Origin of the sequence: Salinisphaera hydrothermalis C41B8 (assembly GCF_000732535.1) — a bacterium.
GTDB lineage: Bacteria > Pseudomonadota > Gammaproteobacteria > Nevskiales > Salinisphaeraceae > Salinisphaera > Salinisphaera hydrothermalis.
Window position 1 is genome coordinate 45,278 of the sequence record NZ_APNK01000008.1, and the last position, 22,895, is coordinate 68,172.

A 22,895-nucleotide genomic window follows, 5' to 3' on the forward strand; every position below is an offset into this window, starting at 1 on the left:
ATCAAGCGGATCGCGTGCGCGTTACGGCGATCATATCCACATACAACCGTGCCGGTTTCCTCGCCGAGGCGATCGACAGTCTGCTCGCGCAAACGCGGGTGCCGGATGAGCTTATCATCATCGACGATGCATCGACTGATCGAACGCCCGACGTACTGGCGTGCTACGGTGCTTCGCTTCAGGTCATCCGCCATGCCGAGAACCGAGGCAAGCCTGCTGGGCTGAACGAGGTGATCCCTCAGGCTGCAGGCGATTATGTCTGGCTTTTCGACGACGACGACGTGGCGTTGCCCGATGCATTGGCCCGGCACATAGATTTCCTCGATAGCCATCCGGATATCGATTTCACCCATAGCGGTGCCTTCCATGCGCCGGGAAGGCGTCCGATCTGGGATCGTGCCGGCTGGCGTGTGAATCCGGTGCCACAGGTCGCGCCTGAAGCGCTGCTCGTCGAAACCATGATGGCGATGTACAGCCTGATGCAAGGCATGCTCATTCCTCGCAACGCTTTGGTCGACATCGGCTTGTTCGATACAACGCTTGACCGCTGCGAGGATCTTGACATGCTGTTGCGCTTGGCTGCGGCATATCGCGGTGGCGCGCTGGCCGAGCCTACGTATGTCTACCGCGACCATGACGGTATTCGTGGCGCCTTGGGAAAGCAGCACGCGGGGCAGGATCGGGTAGCGGTGATGATGGCCTACCGCCGGCGAATATTCGAGGCTGTTTATACGAGGCTGGCCTTGCCCACCTACGTCCGCCATGTTGGTCAAGTGGGCGATCGCGATGCTGATTGCGAGGTGCCGGCGGCGTTGTTGCAGCGCGGTTGCATCATGATGCGCCAGGGACTGCTGGAGCGGGCGTTCGCCGATTTCGCTCAGGCATTCGCGCATCCCGGGTTCTCCGGTCTGGATCCAGTGTGGCGCGATACGGTGCTTTCCCGTGCCTGTGATCCGGAACCGTGGGTTTTCGATGCGCCGTTGCGCACGGCGCGGACGCTGGTTCGGCTGCTCGAAAAACACGGCCAGGCTTCACTCACGCGTGCCTTCATGCGCGGCGCCTACTGGGCGTTCCGGCGTGCCATGGCCACGAGGGATCGTCGGACGGCCGCACAGTCCGCGAGCTTCCTGGCGGGGCTGCAGAAAACGAGAGCCGTCGAAGCAGGGCGGCACAAACTGCGACTGATTTTTCCTTGAACAAGACTAGCGGGATACTCTCGAATCCGATGGTCAACATTAGCCAGCGACAGACGGTGCGGGCGATCAAATATTATGGCAGCGCCCTGGCGATCCTCGGTCGGTTTAGCCTAGGCCGGCTTCGATTCAGAAATCGCCCGGTGAACATCTCCTTTCGCCGTCATGCGCCGTTGTCGGTCGTGAAGGGCCGGCCTGCGCAGCGAGCCGGCGGCCGTGCGGTACCGCGTATCGTCTGGATGTACTGGAACGAGCTGGACCCGCCCGAGATCGTCCAGTTTGCAAAGCGTCGGATCGAAGCGCTGAATCCGGATTACGAGGTCCGGTTGCTGAACCGTCACACCATTGTTGAATGGCTGCCGGAGTTCAACTACCCGTCGGAACTTATCTCGATACAGCATTTCACCGACGTACTCCGGCTGGACCTGCTTGAAGCCTACGGCGGTGTCTGGATCGATGCCTCGTTGTTGTGTTTCGCGCCTCTTTGCGCGCTCTTTTGCGGGAAAATCGAGGACCCGAAAAGCGATTCGGATCTGTTTGCCTTCTATATCGACAAGTTCTCGAGCCACTATGATCCGCCGATCATAGAGAATTGGTTTCTGGCTGCGCCGCCCGGATCAGTGATCATTAAAGCTTGGCGCAAGGAGCTTGAAGTCCTGCGTGCAGGTGGCGAGGAGAATTTCTCTGCCTGGCTCAAGGCGCTGCCGGATTATGATGAATTGAAGCAGGAGATGCTTTTGGATGAGTATCTCGTCTCGCACATCGCGCTCCAGAAAGCGCTGAAAAGACTGGACAATTACAAGCTATGGCTCGAACGAGCCGAGGACGAGGCCTTTGCCTTTCAGGTCAGCGGCAGCTGGGATCCGCATGTTCTGGTCCGCGATCTGCTGGGTCGGACGTTCCACGGCAAGCCGCCGCGCGTGGTCAAGCTGACCGGCTATGATCGCCATCTCGCAGATCTGCTCGTTCGGCGGGGCCTCGTGGACCAGCACAGTCTGCTGGGGCGCGCCTTTGCGGAAGATGCCGAATCAGCGAACGGCGACGCCCTTTAGCCGACTCGCCAGCCTGGCTTTCAGCTGGCCAGTATCATGAAGCAGGAAATGGCCGGCGCGTTCCAGGCCGAGAATATAGAGTAGGCTGCCACCTGCCATTTTCAGGCCGTATTGGCGCCGGATGTGGCCCAGTCTTACCCGCTGGCGGTTCGGCAGGCGGCGGAGCATTCCGGCAATATAGCGCTGGCGCGTCTGTCGGTCTTCGATCATTCGGCTTCTATGCAGAATACCCGGAATGAAGATCTGCACGGTCTCGAACCGAGCCCGCCAGTCGGGCCCCAGACGTGCTTCCGCAGAAGGGATGCGGCCATTGGATTCGTCCCGGAGGATGCGCTCGATACAGCGGCTGGCTGAATCCGAAAGTTCGTAGAGCCGGTCGACGTTGACGCTGTTGGTGATCGAAGCGGCACGATCGCGACGGTAGTTGTAGAGAACGGCGTCGACAGTGAGTGGATTACGGGCGCGCGCGAACAGAAACGGCACGATCGCGAGATCCTCGTACCAGATGCCGATATCGAAGCGGACGTCGTCGAAAAGCTGCCGTGCGAACAGTTTGTTGCACGCCGAATTGGTCATGCGCCAGAAGTCGGCGCTACAGCACGCCACGGTACGTTGAGTATCCCGGACCTCATAGAAGCTGAATATCAGGAGGTCCGCCTCGGGGTGTGATGTGAGTGCCGCATCGAACTGTACGGTCAAGTCCGGTTCGACCCAGTCGTCGCCGTCGACGAACATCAGGTATTCGCCGCGGGCCGCATTGATGCCAGCATTGCGGGCGTCGCTCAGCCCGCCGTTGGCTTTGTCGATGACCCGGATTCTCGGATCCGGTTCGTAAGCCGCGATTCGGGCGCGCGTGTCGTCGGTGGAGCCGTCGTCGACCACCAGGATTTCGCAATCGGCGATGCTCGGGGCGGTGAGCGAGGCTAGACAGGTATCGATTTCGTCGGCGACGTTGTAGGCGGCGACGATGATCGAATAACGGAGGCGCGGGGGCGTACCGCTCATATCACGCTTTTCCGCGCGGCGAGGAGTCGATGCCCAGCCGATGGGCCACGCGGCGCTTGTAATGGCCGAGGTCTGACAGCAAGAAGTCCGCCAGCCGGTAGGCGCGGCGTTTGTAGCATTCGCCAATCAGCGCGATCTTCGGGCCGAAGTCGCGCGTGAGGAGGCGCGTGCTGGGCAGATCCAGCGGCGGCAGGGTGTCCATGAAACGAGCGATGTAATCGTGCCGGGTGGCGCGATCGTCGATTTCGATCGACCAATAGATTACACCCGGTACGAATACGTCGCTGGTATAGAACCGGCGTTTCCAGTCCGAACCCAGGGCAGTATTCGAGCCATCCGCCTCGATGCGTTCAACGCAGCGTTCGGCCGCGGTGAAGAGTTCGAAAAAGCGTGAGATATCCCGCGAGTTCATGATCGAACCGGAGCGCGTGTTCCGATAGTGGTACAGGGCTTTATCGATATGTATCGGGTGGCGCGCCCGGGCAACCCAAGGCCGGACCGCGGCCAGATCCTCGTAGATTATGTCGGTATCGAACCGATGCTCACCGATGAGCGCCCGGGCATAGACTTTGTTCCAGGCGGCGTTCTTGGTGCCCCAGAAATCGGGCCGGCAGATTCTACGTCGTGTGCTATGGGGGCGGACATCGATATAGTCAAACACCAGCAGATCGGCTTGCGGGCTGTTCTCGATTGCACCGAGACAGCTGTCTACAGCATCCGGTTCCAGCCAGTCGTCGCCGTCGACGAACATGATGTAGCGGCCATGGGCGGCTTCGATCCCCGAATTGCGTGCCGCGCCCAGGCCGCCATTGGGTCGCTGGACGATACGCAGTCGCGGGTCCGCGGTGAAGGCGTTAGCCTTTTCGTTCGTGTCGTCGGTGGAACCGTCGTCGACGACGATCACTTCGAAAGCCAGGGATCGGCTGGCGAGAATCGACGCTAGACAGGCGTCGATGAAGCCGGCGATGTTGTACGCTGCGACAATAACGCTGATTGTTGGATGACGGGTCGAGTGAGTATTCGAGGCGTCGCAGCGATCGGCGATCGGTTGTGTTTGAGAGCCGCTGTCCACAGGGGGTTGACGTCCGGTCACTGCTATCTCGAACTCTGGAATAAAACGTTTTTTTAGTGTAGCGCACAATGTGAAGAGGCCGGCTGCTGCGCCGGGTGGCCGTGTTAGATTGTTTGTCCATCGGCGAGGGAGATGAATCGGTTGTCCGACACAGGCGAAGGCACGTTGAACACGCAAGCTTCGGCGCTCTCGTTGAGGCCTCTCTTTGCGTTCTGGCTCGGTGACAACGAGATGTCGGAGGCTCGGCGATCGGCGTGGGAGTCCTTACGCAACGCCGGCCTAGAGGTTGTTTTCATCACGCGCGCTAACCTGGCCGAGCACATCGCTCCAGGCAGTCTGCATCCGGCCTTTCGTTATCTGAACCTCGCGCATCAGGCCGATTATCTTCGCTGTTACTTCATGCACTTTATCGGCGGCGGCTATACCGATATCAAGTGGGTCGGCCAATCCTGGCTGCCCGCCGTGGCCGAGATCGAGGAACAATCGAGCCTCTGGGCAGGTGGATACGCCGAGGTCAGCCCGTACACGGTGTCCAACATCGAGCATTTCCCGGCACGCCTCCCGATTTCGCGTTTTCGCCATACTAGGCTTGAGCTCGAGAAGCGGTGGTATCGACGCCGTTATCGCCGGCTTATCGCGAACAGCGCCTTCTATTTTAAGCCCGGCACCCCGATCACGTCGGCCTGGTGGCGTGAACTCAATTTGCGAATGGATGCACTGGCACCCTTGCTGGCGGAGTCGCCGGCCCGGCTGCCTAAGGAAAAGCCGGGCGATCTGGTCGACGGCCGTCCGTCGACCTATCCCGTGCCATGGACCTTCCTGCTCGGAAGCATTCTTCACCCGCTCAGTTATCGTTATCGTCGTCATATCTCGCTACGGTTACCGCAGCCTGTTTTCGAGCACCCGATCCATGGCCATTATCATTCCTAGGCGCCCGCGTGCCGCCCGGGCCATGCCGTTGCCGGATACCGGATCCAGCGTCTTGTTTCCCGGTGTTCTGAATCTGTTCACAACGATGCTACTGAGCCTGATGCTCGTTGTCGTATTCGCTGGTACGGCTTTGGCTCAGGGCGGAGCTGAGGGCCGGTCGGTCACGGATCTTCGGCTGGCGCATCTAACCCATGACTGCCGGCGAGATGCGCCGGTCACTTTCGGTCAGCCATTCCGGCCAGGCGATGTGCCGGCGGGGACCACAGTCCAGGTGTTCGGTGACGGCAAGCCGATTCCGACGCAGGTGGACGTGAAGGCACGTAACGCCGATGGCTCCGTGCGGCATGCTGTTATATCGCTGAATGTGCCTTGCGATATCGACCGCAATGACCGACTCACGATCGTCACCGCGAGCGCCTCCAGCCAGTCCACTTCCGGTTCGCTGAGTCTGGAGGATCTGGCCTCGTCCGGATTCGACGCCCGGATCGAGTTATCGCAGCAGGGTCGACAGTGGGCGCTGTCGGCGCACGATCTCCTTCAGCGCGTGGTACGCGACGGCGGTTGCCATGCGACCACGGTCTACTGCCGGCGCTGGCTGGCGGGACCCGTGGCGAACGAATGGATCGTCGGCGCGCCGCCGGTGGGCGCATCCGGTCAGGTACAGCCGCAGTTGATGGTGTTCTTCGCGATTCGGGCCTACGGGCAGGGGGCGGTTCGCTCGGCTCGTGTCGATACGGTGGTCGAGAACGACTGGGCCTATGCCGATGCACCGCAGAACATCGACTACAGCGCGACCCTGCAAATACCGGGGCGTTCGCCTGTCCAAATCGGCCATTTGGGGCACTATGCGCACGCGCGCTGGCATCAGGTGGCATGGTACGGCGATCACTCGGCCGAGCCGTGGTTTGCCGCCCTGAGTGGCCCCTATCTCCAGGCTACCCCGGCGGTACCACGCTACGAGGATGTCCAGTTGGATTCGCAGATGCTGTCGCAGGTCAGACAGTCATGTGCGCCCATGGATCATTGCGATGTCATGGATCATATGGAAGCGACCGGCGCCCAGGCCCAGATCGGGCCGCTTCCGCAATGGAGCAGCGCCTATGTCGTGAATCCGCACGACTACCGAACGTACCGCTGGATGCTCGCCGATAGCGACGCGCTGGGCGCCTACAGTATTCACTTTCGTGAACGGGATACCGGCAACCCGCTGTCGCTGGACCGCCACCCCTGTGCCACCCTGATCGGGCCCGCCGAGCAGTCTCAGTGCCAGGCTGCGCCGCATGGGGATGACCGATTCCCGCGATGCGTGAACTGCGATACGCCGCTGGAGGCCGAGTCGGCACATCACGGTGCGCCGGCCTATGTTGCCTATCTGGTCACCGGCGACTGGTACTACGAGCAGGAGCTGACGTTCTGGGCCGACTGGGTCGAGTTCTTCCAGAACCCGGAATATCGCGATTACCAGCACGGTCTCGTTCAGCGGCAACAGATCCGGGGGCAGGCCTGGTCGCTCCGAACGATCGGCGATGCGGCTTACCTTTTGCCGGACGATTCGCCCCACAAGGCGTTCTTCAATTCAGCGGTGGCGAACAACATCCGCTGGTACACCAGCCACGACGTGAACGGTGGTGATGCCAACCCGCTCGGGATTCTGACGCGCGGCGATGCGATCACTTATCCGTTGTCCGGCTCGAATCGCCATACCGCGATAGCGACATGGCAAATGTCGTTTTTCAACTGGGCGGTGGGCAATCTGGCGGATCAGGGATTTGCGGGGGCGGATCGCTTGCGCGACTACTTTTCGCGCTTCCAGATCGGTAGCCTGAACAGCCCGGGGTTCTGTCCTCTCATGGCCAGCGCCTATACATTGCAGGTTCGCGATCAGGAGCAGGCCCCTCTCTATCAGGATTTCGATACCGTATACCGTAAGACCTTCCCGGGTCTGGCTAGCTTGAGTTGCGGTTCCGCTGCCTTCCAGCGAGCCTTGCAGAAAGACCCGAGCTTCGACGGCTTTCCGTATCCGAGAGGCACGATGGTAGGTTATCCGGCTTCGGATACCGGTTTCGTGGCCAATTATCAGATCGGAATGGCGTCGGCGGCCAGCTCGGATCGACCGGGCGCTCGCGATGCTTGGTCTTGGTTCGTGCAGCGCCCGGTACGTCCGGACTATACTCACGCGCCGCAGTTTGCTGTCGTGCCCACCCATTAGCGCCACTTTCAGGAATGGTTCGGTCTTCAGTTCGGCCGCATACCGCCGCGACTCATCGTAAAACGATCCGATCTAATGCCTAGCAATGATCCGGCTAGCCCGGCCATGGAACAGTACCAGCCGAACAAGCGCCGCTCGCTGAGGTTGTCGCTAGCCATGTCGACGGCCCAGCAGTACACCGAGCTGTTAATCACCATACCGTCGATGATGATTATGAGCCGGCTGCTTACGCCTGCTGAGATCGGGGTCTATTCGGTTGCGATCTCGTTCGTGAACGTGGTCCACATGCTGCGTGATTTCGGCACCAGCGAATATATCGTGCAATCCACGTCGCTGGCTGGGAACGTGGCGCGTTCGGCTTTCACGATTACCTTGATACTGGCGTGGTCGCTAGCAGGTCTTCTGTTCGTGGCCAGCCCGTGGATCGGCCTGTTCTTTCGCGAGGAAGGACTGGGCGCCGTGCTGCGCATTCTTTGCCTGACCTATCTCATGCTCCCGATTGGCTCGACCGTCAACGCGATGCTGATTCGCGAGATGGAGTTCGGGTTGCGTTATCGCATCAATACCGCGCAGAGTCTGGTGCAGAACGTGGTGACGATCGTACTTGCCTGGCATGGGTTCGGTTATTTCAGCCCGGCCTGGGGCGCTGTAGCAGGCATGGCGACATCCGTGGCGGGATGCTTCTACTGGGCCGGCCATTATCGGATACGGGGCGGCTTCAGTCTCGAATACTGGCGCCCGGTACTAAATTTCGGGATGAACAAAACCGCCGGCTCGATCATGATCCGCCTGGGCGACAGCGCCCCGGACTTTATCATCGGGCGCCTGCTCGGTTTCACCCAGGTGGGTATCTTCAGCCGCGGCTACGGCCTCGTCCGGATGTTCCAAGGCAACATCAGCGGTGCGGTCGGGGCGGTCGTGTTTTCCGAATTTTCGCAGCGACACCGCGACGGGTCGGGCGCGGGAGCGCTTTACCTGCGCTCGATCACCTACATCACGGGAATTGGCTGGCCGTTTCTGGGCTGCGCGGCTCTGACTGCCTTCCCGGTAATGCGAATCGTCTTCGGGGATCAGTGGGACGCGGCAGTGCCGATCCTGAGGCTGCTGGCGGTGCAGGGCATGTTCGCCTTGATCGTCCTACATTTCCAGGAATTGTTTACCGGCACGGGCCGGGTTGGGTTGGCCACGATCTGGGTCACCGTATGGCAGACCCTGATCATCATCAGCCTCTTGGCCACCGCGGCGTTTGGGCTGATCGTACTATCGGCTGCGCTGATCCCGGTTACCGCTTTGGCAACGCTATGCGTGATGATCGGTATTACTCGCGCGACCGAAATCACTTTCTCGGCTTTCCTGAAGGCGCTGCTGCCGAGTTTCGCGGTAGCGCTGTTCGCTCTGGTTCCGGGCGGGGTCGTCCGTTGGTTCTATCCCGCGTCGCCCGAAGCGCTCTGGGGGCCGATGCTGGCTGTCTCGGCCGTCGTGACGGCTGGCTCGCTGCTGGGTGGCTGGCTGGTGCAGCACCCAGTCTGGCTCGAACTGCACGGCGTATTCGCTGCCCGGCTTGGACGTTTCCGCAAGAGTGGTGTCTGAGACCGATATGAAGCCGTATATTTCGGCACCGCGTTACCGACCATGGGTCGCATGCGCTGCACTTGTCGTACTGGTTCTCATCCTGTTCGTATGGGCGCCAACGAATTACGCATTCTATTATTCCGACGCGCCACGCCACGCGCTAAACGGCGCCTTCATTCTCGACCTGGTGAAGGCCTTTCCGATCCATGATCCGGTTCAGTGGGCGTATAACTACTACGCGCAGTACCCGGCGCTCACGATCCTGTTCTATCCGCCTCTCTACCCGGCGGTTCTGGCCGTGGCCTATGCCATTTTGGGTGTTTCGCAGGCCAGCGCCGTCGTTGTCAATGCGCTTTTCTACACGGCCCTCCTGATCGGCAGCTACCGGCTGGCGTGTCGATACGTGGACCGCATTCCGGCGTTTTTCGTCGCGTTTCTTATTGGAGCAGCGCCGGAAATGGCGTTCTGGGGTCGGCAGATTATGACCGATGTCCCGGCGACGGCAGCCGCGGTCTGGGCCATGGAGCTGTTGTTGGCCTATGCGGTATCGCACGATCGGCGAGTGCTGTGGCTTGGCGCGGCGATCGCGGTGGTCGCGGTCTGGCTCAAGATAACAGTGTGCTTCCTGTTGCCGGTGCTGGCTCTCGGGCTCGTCCAAATCGACGGCTGGGCCGTATGGCGTCGGCCGCGGAATCTGGTCATGGGCTGCGGCGTTGTCCTGCTGATGCTACCGCTGCTCTGGCTAACCATTCATTTCGGTCAGACCAACGTGCAATCCGTGACCGGCGTTGCAGATGGCGCCACGCCGCGTTCCTCTCTCTCGAACTGGCTCTGGTACGCGCGCAGTCTGCCGCTGCAATTGGGGTGGCCCGTCACCGCCGCGGTCGCTCTCGGCGCCGTAGCAGGCGTTGTTCGAGTCGTCCGTTCCCGGCATCTGCCGGCGCACTGGGGGCTGCTCGCGGCGTGGGTAGTCGTAGGCTATTTGTTTTTCTCCACCATTGATCTGAAGGATCCGCGGTTCACGATTCCTTTGCTGCCGCCGTTCGTTCTGATCGGCGTATGGGGTGTTTGCTGGCTATTCGGTGCCCGGGCCCGCTGGGCTGGCCTGCTGCTCGCGGCTATCGGCGCCGCGACTCTGATTACGACACTGGTCTATCGACCGCCGCTCTACGTATCGGGTTATGCCCACATCGTGAAGGATGTCGCCCGGCTGGCACCCGAAAATTCGAACGTCGTGTTCTCGGGTTATCGCGATGGCGCCTTCATCTTCGCGATGCGGGCCATCGGCCATCGTCCCGATGTGGATACCATTCGGGCAGACAAAATGCTGCTTAGCATTGCGATTCGGCGCTCGACTGGGGTCAGGGAGAAACATCTCACGCGGGCGCAGATTGGGCAGGAGCTGACACGTCAGAAAGCGGCTTATGTAGTGGCGCAGGACGATTTCTGGACGGATCTTACCGAAATGCGACGGCTTCAGTGGGTGTTGCATTCACCCCAGTTCACGCCGGTGGCACATTACCGCATGCATGCGAACTTCAATGCGCCGGAGAAGACCATCACGGTCTATCGGAACAACGCGCCGCTGCCCGCAAAGCGTCCGCCGCGTTCGATTGATCTGCCCGCCATCGACCGAACCGTCACTCAAGGGAAGGGCTGACGGCGGCCCGGCGATCACCGTTTGACGATGTCCACTTCGTTACCGACTCGCACGGCGCCGTAGCTATCGAACAGTTTTCGCGTTTCGCTGTCATACCAGTCGCCAATCGGGAAGGACCAGTTAAGTTCCATGTGCAGCCGGCCGCTCGCAGCGAGATGATGGCCGATTACGTCCTCGAGAAAGAACGCCCATTCGGCCGCGCGCCAGCGTTCGTCCGTTCCCGGCCGGTTGAAGGCGACTTGGTAGGCAGTGACGTAGTCGTGGGGGCCGGAAGACGCCGGCAGCGGCTCGAACGGATTGATGAAGTGGTGGGCACGATCGACCTTCAGGGTCTCGATCACGCGATCGTAGAGTCGGTGACCGGGTATATCCAGTGCCGCTGCGTGGTGTTCCATGAACTCGCAAATATAAGGGAAATAGCCGAAGCCGGTTCCGATATCGAGGATCCGGCGGCCGCGACAATCATCCAGCCCCAGCCGTAGAGCCCGCTTAATGTTCTCGACGATCCATGGTCGGATATTGAAATACTTGAAGTCCACCAAGCGACGGTCGCTTCTGGCCACCTCTTCATCGCGAATCGCGAGCAGTTCCTTTGTGTTCAGCGTCGCCATGACATGCTCAGCCATGCGATTTGCGGCGTAGGTATAGCGAAGTTCGCGTGGGTGGAGTCGATGGCGCTGCACTGGAGACCTTTTATTCGTACAAAAATGCATTCTACCCGTGGAGCATACAAAGCGCGCGAGCCCGGTAGACATGTGGTTTCGGACATTTGCACGCGAGTGAAGCGATTAGCGATTACAATGCCACAGTCGAAAAGGTATTACGGAGCACATGGATGACGGACAGCGACTTGCCGACGCCGGATACTGCCGCCGGCAAACGTCGACGACGGTTGCTGCTTCGTAAGCGATTCTACCAGCGGCTCTGGGGCGGCCGTGCCGCTAACGAAACGCCGGTTGTCGTCTTTCTCGCCGGTACGCCGGATATCGCCAACGGCCACATCATCAGTGCGCTCGAGGCAAATTTCGATACCGATCTGTATCGGGCCGGCGACCCGCGTGTATTCGAGGATCAGCGGCTCCGTCCGGACGACGATCTGCGTCAGCTGATTCGCAAGTCGCGGGCGCCGGCCGTAATTTTTGTGGCCGGTGGCGAGTCGGATTCGATGGCCACCCTGATCGAGCGGTTTTCTCCGGCGCGCGTCTTGTGGTTCTACGAGCCGCTGACGCGCTTTGTCGAACGCGCGCCTCGGGCGTTGGATGAGACAACGACACGTCGGCTTCTGGCCGCGCGTAGCGATCGCGATGACGATGCGTTGCCGGCTCCGCTTGCCTTGTTCGCCAACAGTCAAGAAACCGATGTGCCCACGATTTGGGCTTTAGCTTGGTACGTCATTCACGATGCTTACCGGCGCCAGCGCCTCGGCAAGCGTGGCGCCGCGCATCTGATTTCAGAGCGTGCCTTGATTGCGGCGCCCGGCGCGACTCTGGACGGCATATTCGAAATCGTCGGCGTGGGCGCGCGTCGGAACAAACAGGCGCCGCGAATCCGGACCAAGCGCCAGCGTTTCAGCGACTCGATGTTGCCCGAGCCGGTGCGCGAAGCCTGCGCCGAGCTCCAGGGCTGGCTCGACGCGCACGCCGAAGATCCGGCCGATCTCGCATGATCCTGGCCGCTCAGCTCGTCGTGCTCGGCGTGCTGGTGGTCGCCCTGATGCTGCTCCGGCGGCACTGGCCGTATCCGTCGCCTTTGATTCGTCCTTTCTTGCCGCCGCAGCGGCGCTGGCCCGAAGCCCAGATCCGCGGTTGGCTCCGAACCAAGCGTTTCCACCCGGGTTATCTGGCGTTCTTCGATCGCGATCCCGAGCGCATCGTGCCATCGGGTCCGGCTTTGCTGGCACCAGCGGATGGTTTGGTAACCAGTGTCGACTGTCGTGACGGTATTCGCTATATCGTGATCGCATTGTCGTTCTGGGACATGCACGTCCAGCGCAGTCCGGCGACCGGGCGGGTCGTATCCGTCGAGCGATTGGGCGCGACATATACGGACGGGGAGGGGCGCGACTTCGCTTTTCTCCGCGACAAATATTGTCCGGTGCAGGCCCGCACCTTGTTCGAATGCAACGCCGGCAGGGTTGCGGTGCGCCAGATTACCAGCGTCGCCGCCCGCCGGATCGAGACGTGGGTCGTGCCCGGCCAACCGGTGGAACGAGGGCAGCGCATGGGGCGTATTCGGCTGGGCAGCACCGTCGTGCTCGAGGCGGACGCATCACTGGCCTGCCGTGTAGCGGTGGGCGAGCGCGTGCGTGCCGGGGAAACGGCCCTGCTGGAAGTGAGCGAGGTCGCGTGCTGAATGCCGGATTGGTTTTTCATAAACGGCCACCTGGGCTGGCCGCTGTTTACGGTCATGGCCTACAGCGGGTTCGGCATGCTGGTCGCGGATTATGTATGGCGCCGCGTTACCATGCCCGCCAAGTGGTTGTTTACGGGTTTGCTGGGAATATGGCTGCTCGGCCTGCTGCTACTGGCCGCGTTGTGGTAAGCCGCGGCTCCAAAGTCTGCACGAATCAATCGAAGATATTGTTATGAAAGTCTTTCTTACCGGCGGCGCCGGTTTTATCGGCTCCCATACGGCGCTCGTGCTCATCGAGGCCGGCCACGATGTGATCGTCTACGACAATCTGTCGAATGCATCGCGTGAGTCGCTGCGCCGGGTCGAGGATCTGACGGGCAAGCCGATCGATTTCATCGAGGGTGATATTCGTGACGCGGCGCATCTCGATCGCGTGTTCGCGGATCGAAATATCGACGCCGTGATTCACTTCGCGGGCCTCAAGGCCGTGGGCGAAAGCACGGAACAGCCCTTGGCGTACTACGAGAACAACGTGGCCGGCACGCTCACGCTTTGCCAGGCCATGGATCGGGCGGGCCTTCGTGCCTTGGTGTTCAGCTCGTCGGCCACGGTGTATAGCGAATCACGTGACATGCCGTTGTCGGAAGACGCGCCCACCGGCCGCCCCACCAATCCCTACGGCAGTTCGAAGCTGATGATCGAATGGCTGCTGCGCGATCTTCAGGCCGCCGATCCCCGATGGTCGATCGCGCTATTGCGCTACTTCAATCCGGTAGGCGCCCACGAGAGCGGGCGCATCGGCGAAGACCCGCAAGGTAAGCCGAACAACCTGCTGCCGTTCATCAGCCAGGTCGCGGTCGGCCGCTTGCCGGAACTCGCGGTCTACGGCGACGACTATCCGACGCCGGACGGCACCGGCGTGCGCGATTACATCCATGTCATGGATCTGGCTGAGGGCCACCGGGCGGCGTTGGATGCGATCGCCGGCGAGACGGGCCTGCGGACCTGGAACCTCGGCACCGGGCGTGGTTATTCCGTGCTGGAAATGATCCGCGCGTTCGAGCAGGCAGCAGGCCGTGATGTGGCTTATCGCATCACCTCTCGCCGTCCAGGGGATGTGGCCGAATGCTGGGCAGACGCTTCTCGCGCTGAGCGGGATCTCGGATGGCGGGCCGAGCGTGGCTTGGGCGCAATCATGCGGGATGCATGGCGTTGGCAGCGCGACAATCCGAACGGTTATCGCGACAGCAAGCCGACTAAAACTGACGCCGCGGCGGGTTAGAGGCCCGGGCTGGCTTGTCTAAACGAAAAACGGCGCCTGAAAAGGCGCCGTAAATCGTTGATCTGGTGGGCGGTACTAGATTCGAACTAGTGACCCCTGCCGTGTGAAGACAGTGCTCTACCACTGAGCTAACCGCCCGAGGAATGCGAAGTTTATCCGCGCACTTCGCAGGGGTCAACGTGTATCGCCAGTGTTCAGCCTCGGCGATGCCAGGGCCTGTTGCCGTTTGGCGCGGACTCGCACGAAACGGCAACAGGCCCTAGACTCCGCTTCGATTACGTTCCGTTTACGGGAGTCGGGGTGGCCGCCATGCAGTTGATCGATCTCCAGACACAGTATCGGCGCATCAAGTCGGAGGTGGATGCCGGTATTCACGCCGTGCTCGAGCACGGTCGTTATGTGAACGGCCCCGAAATCGAGACGTTGGAGGCGCGTCTAGCCGAATACGCCGGCGTGTCGCATTGCGTGGCGTTGTCCAGCGGCACCGATGCCTTGCTGGTAACGCTGATGGCGTTGGGTATCGGTCGCGGCGACGAAGTCATCACCACGCCATTCACGTTCATCGCGACGGGCGAGATGATCGGGCTGCTGGGTGCCACACCGGTGTTCGTCGACATCGACCCGGCAACCTACAACATCGACGCCGCTCGTATCGAGGCAGCCATCACTGAGCGCACCAAGGCGATCATGCCGGTGAGTTTGTTCGGCCAGATGGCCGATATGCCGGCCATCAATGCCATCGGTGAGCACCACGGCATCCCGGTCATCGAGGATGCGGCGCAGAGTTTTGGTGCCACCTTCGCTGGTCAGCGTTCCTGTGGTGCGTCGCTGCTGGCGGCGACGTCGTTCTTCCCGGCCAAGCCGCTGGGTTGTTACGGCGATGGCGGGGCGGCCTTTACCACGGACGGGGCGCTCGCCGAGCGTATGCGGCAATTGCGTAATCACGGGCAGACAGCGCCGTATCAGCATTCGATGCTCGGCATCAACGGGCGATTGGATACCATGCAGGCGGCGGTGCTGTTGGCCAAACTCGATGTGTTTGACGATGAGGTGGCCCGACGCGAGCAAGTGGCGACGCGTTATAGCAGCGCCTTGTCGGAGCATGTCACGACTCCGGCGCTCGACGAGCGCGCAACCAGCGTCTATGCGCAATACACGATTCAAGTCGACAATCGCGAGGCCGTGCGCAGCGCCCTGGATGCGGCCGGTATCCCGAGCGCGGTTTATTACCCCGTGCCGTTGAATCGCCAGCCGCCGTTGTATTCGGATGTACCGATCCCGGAATCGGAAGCCGCCGCGGAACGTGTGCTCAGTATTCCCATGCATCCGTACCTCGATCCCGCCGATCAGGACCGTGTCATCGAAGCGCTCATCGCAGCTGTAAAAAAATAATGACGCGGAGGGTTGGCAATGGCGAATCTCGTGTCTATAATGCGCCGCTCACAAGGTCATCGGGGCCATAGCTCAGCTGGGAGAGCGCAACACTGGCAGTGTTGAGGTCGGCGGTTCGATCCCGCCTGGCTCCACCAAAGTCAGTCCCCATCGTCTAGAGGCCTAGGACACTGCCCTTTCACGGCAGCGACAGGGGTTCGAATCCCCTTGGGGACGCCATTACACGATGGCTTAAAGGCCGCAAGCCGCAAGGTTTGCGGCCTTTTTTTATGGCGTTCATTGCGTATTCGTCTTTTTGTCGATAAAACGCGGGTTCGCTACCCGTCTTTTCGGTCTCGGCCTTCCAAGTAACAGGGGTTCTCATGCGCGTCACCATCTTCGGCACCGGTTATGTCGGCCTGGTTACCGGCGCCTGCCTTGCGCATAGCGGCAACCACGTGGTGTGCGTGGATATCGACGAGGACAAAATCGCGCGGCTGACGCGCGGCGAGATCCCGATCTACGAGCCCGGCCTGGAAACGTTGGTGCACGACAATGTCGAAGCCGGGCGCCTGCGCTTTACCACGGACGCCGCGGCCGCGATCGATCACGGCATGCTGCAGTTCATCGCCGTCGGCACGCCGCCGGACGAGGATGGCAGTGCCGATCTGAAGTATGTGCTGAAAGTGGCCGAGACCATCGGCGCGCACATGACCGATTATCGGCTGGTGATCACCAAGTCGACCGTGCCGGTTGGCACGTCGGACAAGGTGCGCGAACAATTGGCCCAGGCGATTTCGGCGCGCGGCGCGTCGGTGGAGTTCGACGTCGCCTCGAATCCGGAATTCCTGAAAGAGGGCGCGGCGATCGACGACTTCATGAAGCCGGATCGGGTCGTCGTGGGCGTGGACAACGAGCGCGCCGCGGATCACCTGCGCGCGCTGTATGCGCCGTTCAACCGCCAGCACGACCGCACCATGGTCATGGACATCCGTTCGGCGGAGCTGACCAAGTACGCCGCGAACATCATGCTGGCGACCAAGATCAGCCTGATGAACGAGCTGTCGCAGGTGGCCGATCGGCTCGATGCCGATATCGAGCAGGTGCGCAAGGCCATCGGCGCCGATCATCGCATCGGTTACCACTTCATCTATCCCGGCTGCGGTTTCGGCGGCTCGTGCTTCCCGAAAGACGTGCGCGCGCTGGCGCATACCGCGTCGAAAATCGGCTATGAGACCGAGATCATTAACGCCGTCGAGCGCGTGAACAATCGCCAGAAGACGGTCCTGTTCGACAAACTCCAGGCGCATTTTGACGGCGATCTGGCGGGCAAGACCGTCGCCCTGTGGGGCTTGGCGTTCAAGCCAAACACCGACGATATGCGCGAGGCGCCGGCTTGCACGCTCATGGAAGCGCTCTGGGACGCGGGCGCCACGGTGCGTGCGTTCGACCCGGAAGCGATGGATGAAACCCGCCGCATTTATGGCGAGCGCGACGATCTGGTGCTTTGTCACGACGCTGAGGAAGCCGCCACCGATGCGGATGCGCTCGTGCTGGTTACCGAATGGCATATTTTCCGGACGCCGGATTTCCACGAGCTGGCGCGCCTCATGAAACAGCCCGTGCTTGTTGACGGACGGAATATCTACAAACCGTCCTACGTCGCGGCAGCTGGCTTCTCGTATTACGGCATCGGGCGCTCCGCGGCCACTGGCGCGCAGCGCACAGTGGGCTAAAATATCGCGCATTCCGATCCAGGATTGGCGTTGGGAGTCAAAGAATGCCCATTTATGAATATGTGTGCACGAACTGCGGCGAGCCGCTCGAGAAGTTGCAGAAGCTCTCGGATGCGCCGCTGACCGAATGCCCGGCCTGCGGCCAGGCGACACTCAAGCGCAAGGTCTCGGCGGCCGGCTTTCGTCTGGCCGGCGGTGGTTGGTATGAGACGGACTTCAAGTCCGACAACCGGCGTAACCTCACCGGCGATGGCAACGCGCCCAAAGCCGCCTCTTCGAATGGCGATGCTTCGGGCGGCGGATCGTCCGGCAGCGAGTCGAAGTCGTCGGACACGGCCAGCAAGCCGAGCGGCGAGTCGAAGAGCGCGAAGCCGGCGCAGAAATCGTCGAGCGCGAGCAGCGACTGACGCCGTCGACATTACGAAACCCTCGTATTGACGCGGGCCGCGGCGGGAATCCGGGCACGGTCCGCCCACAATTCCCCGGGCCGGGCTACCGGCCGGGCCCGGGCTCTTGGTAGACTCGCGCTCTTTTGCGAGGCTTGAGGCGCGCGCCATGATGCGATCCCACTACAGCGGCGAAGTCACTGCCGCCGCCATCGACACCACCATCACTGTTTGCGGCTGGGTACACCGGCGTCGTGATCATGGTGGCGTCATCTTCGTGGATCTGCGCGATCGCAGCGGTCTGATCCAGGTCGTGTTCGATCCGGACGAGGCCGAAACCTTCGCCGCTGCCGAGCGTTTGCGCAGCGAATATGTGATCAAGGTCACCGGCCGCGTGCGGGCGCGCCCGGAAGGCACGGTCAACCGGAATCTGGCCTCGGGCGAGATCGAGGTCTACACCACCGCGCTGGAAGTGCTCAACGCCTCCGAGACGCCGCCGCTGCAACTCGACGAGACCGAGACGGTCGGCGATGCCGCGCGTCTGCGCTATCGCTACGTGGAGCTGCGCAAGCCTCGCATGCAGCGCCACATGCAGCTGCGTGCCCAGGTCACCCGGGCCGTGCGCCATGCGCTCGACGATCTCGGTTTCCTCGACATCGAAACCCCGATTCTCACGCGTGCCACGCCCGAAGGCGCGCGCGACTATCTGGTGCCGAGCCGGACCCAGCCGGGGCATTTCTTTGCCCTGCCGCAGTCGCCGCAGCTGTTCAAGCAGCTGCTGATGGTCGCCGGCATGGACCGCTACTATCAGATCGCGCGCTGCTTCCGTGACGAGGATCTGCGCGCCGATCGCCAGCCCGAGTTCACCCAGATCGATATCGAGGCCTCGTTCGTCGACGCCGACGACATCATGGGCATCAACGAACAGATGATCCGTCAGCTGTTCGACGACGTGCTTGGCGTCAAGCTGCCCGATCCGTTCCCGCGCATGCCGTATGCCGAGGCCATGCGGCGTTTCGGGTCCGACAAGCCGGACCTGCGCATCGATCTCGAACTGGTCGATATCGCCGATCTGGTGGCGGACGCTGAGTTCAAGGTCTTCTCCGGCCCGGCCAACAGCGACACCGGCCGCGTCGCCGTGCTGCGCGTGCCGGGCGGTTCCAGCTTGACCCGCAAGCAGATCGACGACTACACCGATTTCGTCGGCCGCTACGGCGCCAAGGGTCTGGCCTACGTCAAGATCAGCGATGTGGCCAAGGGGCGCGACGGCATGGCCTCGCCGATTCTCAAGTTCCTGTCCGACGATGCCATCGCCGGCATCGTCGAGCGTACCGGCGCGGCCGACGGCGATCTGTTGTTCTTCGGCGCCGATTCGACCAGCGTGGTCAACGATGCGCTGGGCGCGCTGCGGGTCAAGCTGGGCCACGATCTCGGCCGCGTCTCCGGCGACTGGGCCCCGCTGTGGGTGGTCGACTGGCCGATGTTCGAATACGACGAAGCCACCAAGCGCTGGTATGCCGCGCATCATCCGTTCACCGCGCCCGCGGTGGATGATCCGGAAGCGCTCAAGGCCGCGCCGCACGAAGCCATGGCCAAGGCCTACGACATGGTGCTCAACGGTTCCGAAATCGGCGGCGGGTCGGTGCGTATTCACTCGCCGGAAATGCAGCAGGCTGCGTTTGACGTGCTGGGTATTTCCCGCGAAGAGGCCGAAGAGAAGTTCGGCTTCCTGCTGGAGGCGCTCAAATTCGGCGCGCCGCCGCATGCCGGCATCGCCTTCGGGCTGGATCGGCTGGTGATGCTCATGGCCGGTGCGGATTCCATCCGCGAAGTCATTGCCTTTCCCAAGACACAGACGGCGACGGACCTGCTCACCGGCGCGCCGGGCGAAGCCGATGCGGCGCAGCTACGCGAGCTCGGCATCCGTCTGCGGGCCAAACCGACCGCCGACTCGTCGGGCGAGGGTGCGGCTGGCGCAGGCGGCACAAATGACGGCGCCTGAAGAACAGCGACCGGCTGAGCTAGACTGGCACGGTTACAGACAGCTTTCGAGCCGGTCGCGCGCTCGCGGTAGCGGCGCGTTCGTGTGATCTCTTTCGTTTTTCGCTCAAGCGGAGCTTCAACATGTTTCAAAACGACCAGCGAATCGCCGATTTCGATCCCGAACTGGCGGCCGCCATCGCCGACGAGGATCAGCGCCAGGAAGACCATATCGAGCTGATCGCCTCCGAGAACTACACCAGCCCACGGGTCATGGAAGCCCAGGGCTCGCAGTTGACCAACAAGTACGCGGAAGGCTATCCGGGCAAGCGTTTCTATGGCGGCTGCGAATATGTCGACTTGGCCGAACAGCTCGCCATCGATCGGGCCTGTCAGTTGTTCCACTGCGATTTCGCCAACGTGCAGCCGCATTCCGGCGCGCAGGCCAATGCCGCGGTGTTCCTGGCCCTGGTCAAGCCCGGCGACACCGTGCTCGGCATGAGCCTGGACGCCGGCGGCCATCTGACCCACGGTGCCGCGCCGAACTTCTCGGGCAAGAACTACAACGCCGTGCAGTATGGCCTCGATGAAGCCACCGGCCGCCTGGATTACGACGAGATCGAGCGTCTGGCCCAGGAACACAAGCCGAAAATGATCATCGGCGGCTTCTCGGCCTATTCGCGGACGATCGACTGGGCGCGCATGCGTCAGATCGCCGACGCGGTGGATGCCTATCTGCTGGTCGATATGGCCCATGTGGCCGGGCTGGTCGCTACCGGCGTCTATCCGAGCCCGCTGCCGCATGCGCATGTCGTGACTACCACGACGCACAAGACGCTGCGCGGTCCTCGTGGCGGCCTGATCCTGTCGGCCGCCGGCGACGAGAAGCTCTACAAGAAGCTCAACTCGGCCGTGTTCCCGGGTACGCAGGGCGGTCCGCTCATGCACGTGATCGCGGCCAAGGCCGTGGCCTTCAAGGAAGCGCTGGACGTCGATTTCCAGAGCTATACCCAGCGCATCGTCGACAATGCGAAAGCCATGGCCGATGTGTTCGTCGAGCGTGGCTACGATGTCGTATCCGGCGGCACCGACAACCATCTGATGCTGGTGAGCCTGATCAAGCAGGACATTACCGGCAAGGATGCCGAGGCGCTGCTCGGTCAGGCCCATATCACGGCCAACAAGAACGCCGTGCCGGGCGATCCGCGCTCGCCGTTCGTGACCTCCGGCCTGCGTATCGGGACGCCGGCCGCCACGACTCGCGGCTTCGGTACCGACGACATGCGTCAGGTGGCCACCTGGATTTGCGATATTCTGGATACGCATGCCGAAGGCGGTGACGTGGATGCCCAGGTGTCGCGCGTGCGATCGGCGGTCTCCGAGCTGTGCTCGCGTCATCCGGTCTATCGGACGGCCGCCCGCGGCGCCGCCTGATACGGCGCAAACGAGAGCGAGGGCCCATCCGTGCAGTGCCCGTTCTGTGACGAACGCGCGACCCGCGTGGTCGATTCCCGCCTGGCGGCCGAAGGCAGCCAAGTGCGGCGTCGGCGCGAGTGTCCGAACTGTCACACGCGCTTCACGACGTTCGAGACGGCCGAGCTGCTGATGCCGCGTATCGTCAAGAACGACGGTACACCCGAGCCGTTCGACGTCGACAAGCTGCGTCGTGGCATCACCCGGGCGCTGTACAAGCGCCCGGTGGGCCCGGAAGCGGTCGATACCGCCGTCAGCCATATCCAGCAGCGCCTGCGCGCCGATCCCGAGCGGGACGTCGCCTCGCGCAAGCTGGGCGAGTGGGTCATGGACGAGTTGCGCGAGCTCGACCAGGTCGCGTATGTGCGATTCGCATCGGTGTATCGGCGCTTCGAGGATGTGCAGGCTTTCCGCGAGGAAATCGAGCGGCTGGAGTCCACGCCCGGGCGTGACAGCGGCCAGCTGTCGTTGATCGATATCGGAAAGAGCCCGTCATGAGTGCAATCGAACCGCGCCGTGCGGTGCATGCGTTTTTCATGCAGCGCGCCGTGGAACTGGCGCGTCGCGGCTGGTACACGACCCGGCCCAACCCGCGCGTGGGTTGTGTCATCACCCAGGGCAACGTCGTGCGTGGCGAAGGCTGGCACGAACGCGCCGGGGAAGGGCACGCCGAGGTTCGCGCGCTGGACGACGCACGCGCTCGCGGCAACGATCCCAAGGGGGCGACGGTGTATGTCACGCTCGAGCCCTGTAGCCACAGCGGACGCACGCCGCCTTGCACCCAGGCGTTGATCGAGGCCGGGGTCGCCCGTGTCGTCATCGGCGCCCAGGATCCGAATCCGTCGGTGAACGGACAGGGAATCGAGGCGTTGCGCGCCGCCGGTATCGAGGTCGTGACCGGGATCATGGCCGAGACCTGCGCGGCCCTGAATGCCGGATTCAATCGCCGGATGACACATGGGCGTCCGCGCGTGCGCGTGAAACTCGCGATGAGTCTGGACGGCCGCACGGCCGCGGCCGACGGCAGTAGCCAGTGGATCACCGGCGACGTGGCGCGCGACGACGTACACCGTTTGCGGGCGGAGTCGGGCGCGGTGCTGATCGGCCGAGGCACGCTCGCGGCCGACGACCCGTCGCTCAATGTGCGTCTGCCCGGCGACTGGATGCCGCCGTTGCGCGTGGTGCTCGACAGCGATCTGACGATGCCGGCCGAGGCGCGTATGTTGGGGGTGACCGGAGACACACTGGTGGCAACCGCCAGCGATGACGCCGCGCGCCGTCGCGCGCTCGAGTCCGCGGGCGCGGAAATCCTCACCGTGGCGCGCCAGGACGGCGGCCTCGATCTGGCGCAGGTGCTGGCCGCACTCGCCGAACGCGAGATCAACGACGTGCTGGTCGAGGCCGGGCCGACGCTGGCCGGGGCGCTCACTCGCGCCGGGCTGGTCGACGAGTTCGTGATCTATGTCGCGCCTATGCTCATCGGCGACAACGGGCGCGCGCTGATGGCGTTGTCCGGTGCCGTGGGCCTCGACGATGCCCAGGCACTCGTCTTCGACAATATCGAGCCAGTCGGCGCCGATCTGAAGATCACGGCGCGCCCGGCTCTGTCCGAATCGGAATAA

The 22,895-nt window shown here is 62.3% G+C and carries 20 protein-coding genes and 3 tRNA genes; 19 read left to right on the forward strand and 4 right to left on the reverse strand.

Annotated elements, in window-relative coordinates; all coding sequences use genetic code 11:
* Positions 1-14: 14 nt before the first annotated feature.
* A complete protein-coding gene (locus tag C41B8_RS19530) occupies positions 15-1,196 on the forward strand; it encodes a glycosyltransferase family 2 protein (protein WP_198025110.1) in 1,182 nt (393 codons plus the stop codon).
* Entirely contained in the window at positions 1,193-2,245 is a 1,053-nt protein-coding gene (locus tag C41B8_RS07510; RefSeq protein ID WP_156962466.1) for a glycosyltransferase family 32 protein, read from the forward strand. Before C41B8_RS19530 ends, C41B8_RS07510 begins: the two co-directional genes overlap by 4 nt.
* Here the strand turns inward: C41B8_RS07510 and C41B8_RS07515 are convergent.
* Positions 2,222-3,250 carry a glycosyltransferase family 2 protein gene (locus tag C41B8_RS07515; RefSeq protein WP_037336258.1) on the reverse strand — a complete coding sequence of 343 codons (1,029 nt, stop codon included), beginning with the start codon at positions 3,248-3,250 and terminating at the stop codon, positions 2,222-2,224. The two genes, C41B8_RS07510 and C41B8_RS07515, sit on opposite strands and share 24 nt — an antisense overlap.
* Before the next feature lies 1 nt (position 3,251).
* A complete protein-coding gene (locus C41B8_RS19535; RefSeq protein WP_198025111.1) occupies positions 3,252-4,343 on the reverse strand; it encodes a glycosyltransferase family 2 protein in 1,092 nt (363 codons plus the stop codon).
* 120 nt (positions 4,344-4,463) lie between these two features.
* Between C41B8_RS19535 and C41B8_RS07525 the strand changes: the two genes are divergently transcribed.
* The 4 genes from C41B8_RS07525 (at position 4,464) to C41B8_RS07540 (ending at position 10,693) form a co-directional block, all read left to right on the forward strand.
* A complete protein-coding gene (locus C41B8_RS07525; protein ID WP_198025112.1) occupies positions 4,464-5,252 on the forward strand; it encodes a glycosyltransferase family 32 protein in 789 nt (262 codons plus the stop codon).
* Positions 5,233-7,461: a hypothetical protein gene (locus C41B8_RS07530; RefSeq protein WP_156962468.1), complete on the forward strand. Its 2,229-nt coding sequence runs from the start codon at positions 5,233-5,235 to the stop codon at positions 7,459-7,461. Before C41B8_RS07525 ends, C41B8_RS07530 begins: the two co-directional genes overlap by 20 nt.
* A gap of 75 nt (positions 7,462-7,536) precedes the next feature.
* Positions 7,537-9,051: a lipopolysaccharide biosynthesis protein gene (locus C41B8_RS07535; protein ID WP_084188669.1), complete on the forward strand. Its 1,515-nt coding sequence runs from the start codon at positions 7,537-7,539 to the stop codon at positions 9,049-9,051.
* Positions 9,052-9,058: 7 nt separating this feature from the next.
* Complete coding sequence (locus tag C41B8_RS07540; protein ID WP_156962469.1) at positions 9,059-10,693, forward strand: ArnT family glycosyltransferase; 1,635 nt, start codon at positions 9,059-9,061, stop codon at positions 10,691-10,693.
* 14 nt (positions 10,694-10,707) lie between these two features.
* Here the strand turns inward: C41B8_RS07540 and C41B8_RS07545 are convergent, their stop codons facing one another.
* Positions 10,708-11,304, reverse strand: coding sequence for a hypothetical protein (locus C41B8_RS07545; RefSeq protein WP_037336263.1), 597 nt, complete (start codon positions 11,302-11,304; stop codon positions 10,708-10,710).
* A 224-nt stretch (positions 11,305-11,528) separates the two neighbouring features.
* Between C41B8_RS07545 and C41B8_RS07550 the strand changes: the two genes are divergently transcribed.
* The 4 genes from C41B8_RS07550 to galE are packed head-to-tail and all read left to right on the forward strand — an operon-like array spanning position 11,529 to position 14,327.
* Positions 11,529-12,359 (forward strand): hypothetical protein, encoded by an 831-nt coding sequence (locus C41B8_RS07550; protein WP_037336265.1) that lies wholly within the window; start codon positions 11,529-11,531, stop codon positions 12,357-12,359.
* Positions 12,356-13,045 carry a phosphatidylserine decarboxylase gene (locus tag C41B8_RS07555; protein WP_037336267.1) on the forward strand — a complete coding sequence of 230 codons (690 nt, stop codon included), beginning with the start codon at positions 12,356-12,358 and terminating at the stop codon, positions 13,043-13,045. The genes C41B8_RS07550 and C41B8_RS07555 overlap by 4 nt, the downstream gene beginning before the upstream one ends.
* On the forward strand, positions 13,046-13,234 hold the full coding sequence (locus C41B8_RS07560) for a hypothetical protein (protein WP_037336270.1): 189 nt from the start codon (positions 13,046-13,048) through the stop codon (positions 13,232-13,234).
* 43 nt (positions 13,235-13,277) lie between these two features.
* Complete coding sequence (gene galE, locus C41B8_RS07565) at positions 13,278-14,327, forward strand: UDP-glucose 4-epimerase GalE (protein ID WP_037336272.1); 1,050 nt, start codon at positions 13,278-13,280, stop codon at positions 14,325-14,327.
* Between the two features lie 63 nt (positions 14,328-14,390).
* Here galE and C41B8_RS07570 read toward each other — a convergent pair.
* Positions 14,391-14,465, reverse strand: a tRNA-Val gene (locus tag C41B8_RS07570).
* 171 nt (positions 14,466-14,636) lie between these two features.
* Here C41B8_RS07570 and C41B8_RS07575 point away from each other — a divergent pair.
* The 9 genes from C41B8_RS07575 to ribD all read left to right on the forward strand — a co-directional run bounded on the left by C41B8_RS07575 (position 14,637) and on the right by ribD (position 22,895).
* Positions 14,637-15,719, forward strand: a complete 1,083-nt coding sequence (locus C41B8_RS07575; protein ID WP_037336275.1) for a DegT/DnrJ/EryC1/StrS family aminotransferase — start codon at positions 14,637-14,639, stop codon at positions 15,717-15,719.
* Positions 15,720-15,780: 61 nt separating this feature from the next.
* Positions 15,781-15,856, forward strand: a tRNA-Ala gene (locus C41B8_RS07580).
* Positions 15,857-15,862: 6 nt separating this feature from the next.
* A tRNA-Glu gene (locus C41B8_RS07585) sits at positions 15,863-15,938 on the forward strand.
* A gap of 143 nt (positions 15,939-16,081) precedes the next feature.
* Positions 16,082-17,434 carry a UDP-glucose dehydrogenase family protein gene (locus C41B8_RS07590; protein WP_037336278.1) on the forward strand — a complete coding sequence of 451 codons (1,353 nt, stop codon included), beginning with the start codon at positions 16,082-16,084 and terminating at the stop codon, positions 17,432-17,434.
* Between the two features lie 44 nt (positions 17,435-17,478).
* Positions 17,479-17,841, forward strand: coding sequence for an FmdB family zinc ribbon protein (locus tag C41B8_RS07595; protein WP_037336280.1), 363 nt, complete (start codon positions 17,479-17,481; stop codon positions 17,839-17,841).
* Between the two features lie 151 nt (positions 17,842-17,992).
* Positions 17,993-19,822: an aspartate--tRNA ligase gene (aspS, locus tag C41B8_RS07600; RefSeq protein ID WP_037336384.1), complete on the forward strand. Its 1,830-nt coding sequence runs from the start codon at positions 17,993-17,995 to the stop codon at positions 19,820-19,822.
* Positions 19,823-19,944: 122 nt separating this feature from the next.
* A complete protein-coding gene (glyA, locus tag C41B8_RS07605; RefSeq protein ID WP_037336284.1) occupies positions 19,945-21,234 on the forward strand; it encodes a serine hydroxymethyltransferase in 1,290 nt (429 codons plus the stop codon).
* 30 nt (positions 21,235-21,264) lie between these two features.
* Positions 21,265-21,771, forward strand: a complete 507-nt coding sequence (gene nrdR, locus C41B8_RS07610) for a transcriptional regulator NrdR (protein WP_037336286.1) — start codon at positions 21,265-21,267, stop codon at positions 21,769-21,771.
* Positions 21,768-22,895 (forward strand): bifunctional diaminohydroxyphosphoribosylaminopyrimidine deaminase/5-amino-6-(5-phosphoribosylamino)uracil reductase RibD, encoded by a 1,128-nt coding sequence (gene ribD / locus C41B8_RS07615; protein WP_051883249.1) that lies wholly within the window; start codon positions 21,768-21,770, stop codon positions 22,893-22,895. Before nrdR ends, ribD begins: the two co-directional genes overlap by 4 nt.

Coding starts and splice junctions, on each gene's coding strand:
- C41B8_RS07535 (WP_084188669.1), top strand. CDS start 7,537: ATGCCTAGCAATGATCCGGCTAGCCCGGCCATGGAACAGTACCAGCCG.
- C41B8_RS07545 (WP_037336263.1), bottom strand. CDS start 11,304: ATGGCGACGCTGAACACAAAGGAACTGCTCGCGATTCGCGATGAAGAG.
- C41B8_RS07540 (WP_156962469.1), top strand. CDS start 9,059: ATGAAGCCGTATATTTCGGCACCGCGTTACCGACCATGGGTCGCATGC.
- C41B8_RS07560 (WP_037336270.1), top strand. CDS start 13,046: ATGCCGGATTGGTTTTTCATAAACGGCCACCTGGGCTGGCCGCTGTTT.
- C41B8_RS07555 (WP_037336267.1), top strand. CDS start 12,356: ATGATCCTGGCCGCTCAGCTCGTCGTGCTCGGCGTGCTGGTGGTCGCC.
- C41B8_RS07575 (WP_037336275.1), top strand. CDS start 14,637: ATGCAGTTGATCGATCTCCAGACACAGTATCGGCGCATCAAGTCGGAG.
- glyA (WP_037336284.1), top strand. CDS start 19,945: ATGTTTCAAAACGACCAGCGAATCGCCGATTTCGATCCCGAACTGGCG.
- C41B8_RS07515 (WP_037336258.1), bottom strand. CDS start 3,250: ATGAGCGGTACGCCCCCGCGCCTCCGTTATTCGATCATCGTCGCCGCC.
- C41B8_RS07550 (WP_037336265.1), top strand. CDS start 11,529: ATGACGGACAGCGACTTGCCGACGCCGGATACTGCCGCCGGCAAACGT.
- C41B8_RS07530 (WP_156962468.1), top strand. CDS start 5,233: ATGGCCATTATCATTCCTAGGCGCCCGCGTGCCGCCCGGGCCATGCCG.
- C41B8_RS07590 (WP_037336278.1), top strand. CDS start 16,082: ATGCGCGTCACCATCTTCGGCACCGGTTATGTCGGCCTGGTTACCGGC.
- aspS (WP_037336384.1), top strand. CDS start 17,993: ATGCGATCCCACTACAGCGGCGAAGTCACTGCCGCCGCCATCGACACC.
- galE (WP_037336272.1), top strand. CDS start 13,278: ATGAAAGTCTTTCTTACCGGCGGCGCCGGTTTTATCGGCTCCCATACG.
- C41B8_RS07595 (WP_037336280.1), top strand. CDS start 17,479: ATGCCCATTTATGAATATGTGTGCACGAACTGCGGCGAGCCGCTCGAG.
- ribD (WP_051883249.1), top strand. CDS start 21,768: ATGAGTGCAATCGAACCGCGCCGTGCGGTGCATGCGTTTTTCATGCAG.